This is a genomic window from Oleiphilus sp. HI0066, assembly GCF_001635725.1.
Map to the genome: position 1 here is coordinate 1 of NZ_LWFH01000531.1, position 1,455 is coordinate 1,455.

The 1,455-nt window shown below is 45.8% G+C and carries 1 protein-coding gene and 1 pseudogene; one reads left to right on the plus strand and one right to left on the minus strand.

The genetic code is table 11. From position 1 onward, the window contains the following. Positions 1-339: pseudogene (locus A3738_RS07235) on the minus strand (gamma-glutamyl-phosphate reductase); the annotation flags it as partial. 234 nt (positions 340-573) lie between these two features. Between A3738_RS07235 and cysD the strand changes: the two are divergent. After that, on the plus strand, positions 574-1,455 hold an 882-nt coding region (gene cysD, locus A3738_RS07240), incomplete at its 3' end, for a sulfate adenylyltransferase subunit CysD (RefSeq protein WP_068763481.1).

A 1,455-nucleotide genomic window follows, 5' to 3' on the forward strand; every position in this document is an offset into this window, starting at 1 on the left:
CATCTTACCTACCTGAATACCAGACGGCATATACTTAAGATCGTTAATCACGCCGATAGGGTCAGGTAAGGCCGCAACTTGTTTCAGCCCCTCAATCATCGTGTCGATACGCGCAGGCGTCAGCTCAAGTCGATCAAGCATGGCAGGTTCAAGCCCATTATTACGACCATTTTCAAGATCCTGTGCATTTGCGGCCGCCAATTCTTCGCGGCGTTGATCAAGAATTTCAGCAGTCGCCAACAAGGCTTGATTCTTCTGCGATGTACTCACAGCAGCCATCTCTGCGGCTGCTTTGCGGGCCGACTGACCCAGTGCTGACATGTATTCTGTTACGTTCATTTTTTACCCGATAATAAAAGCTACAACTCAAACACGAGCTGAAGCAAAAAATGCTAAGCCGCGAATTATACTCAGACTACCGCCTCTTGACGAATATGTGTGACAAATTAGCGAAAGCATATATCTATATTCCAAAAAGATAATAAAGATATGGCTATAAAGCTTTTTTGGTAATAAACGCTTCTGGTATAGTTGCGCCCTAATAATTAGTCGACTGTAAGATATCGAGGAACTATGTCTGACCATAAGATGACGCACCTTAAACAACTCGAAGCTGAAAGCATTCACATTATTCGAGAAGTTGCTGCCGAGTTTGATAACCCTGTAATGCTTTACTCTATCGGTAAAGATTCAGCAGTTATGCTTCACCTAGCACGTAAAGCATTCGCTCCGGGTAAACCACCATTTCCGCTATTACACGTCGACACGACGTGGAAATTCCGTGAAATGATCGAGTTCCGCGATGAAGTTGTCGCCAAGAAGTATGGCTTTGATTTAATCGTCCACACAAATGAAGAAGGCGTGAAAGCTGGCGTTAGTCCCTTCTCGGTTGGTAGTGCGAAGCATACCGACATTATGAAGACGCAAGCACTCAAACAAGCACTTAATAAGTACAAGTTTGATGCAGCATTCGGTGGCGCGCGTCGTGATGAAGAGAAGTCACGTGCAAAAGAACGTATCTATTCATTCCGTGACGAGAACCACCAGTGGGATCCAAAGAACCAGCGTCCTGAACTTTGGAATATCTACAACGGCAAAATTAATAAAGGCGAAAGCATTCGTGTTTTCCCACTTTCAAACTGGACTGAGCTCGATATTTGGCAATACATCCACCTAGAAGACATCGATATCGTGCCACTCTACTTCTCAGAGAAGCGCCCTGTCGTTGAACGTGACGGCACACTGATCATGGTCGACGATGAGCGTATGCCCTTAAAAGAAGGTGAAGTCCCTGAGATGAAATCAGTGCGATTTAGAACGCTAGGCTGCTACCCGCTAACCGGCGCAGTCGAGTCTGAAGCGAAAACTTTGCCAGATATCATTCAAGAGATGCTGTTAACCACCAGCTCTGAGCGTCAAGGCCGCGTGATAGACCATGATTCGTCAGGCTCCATG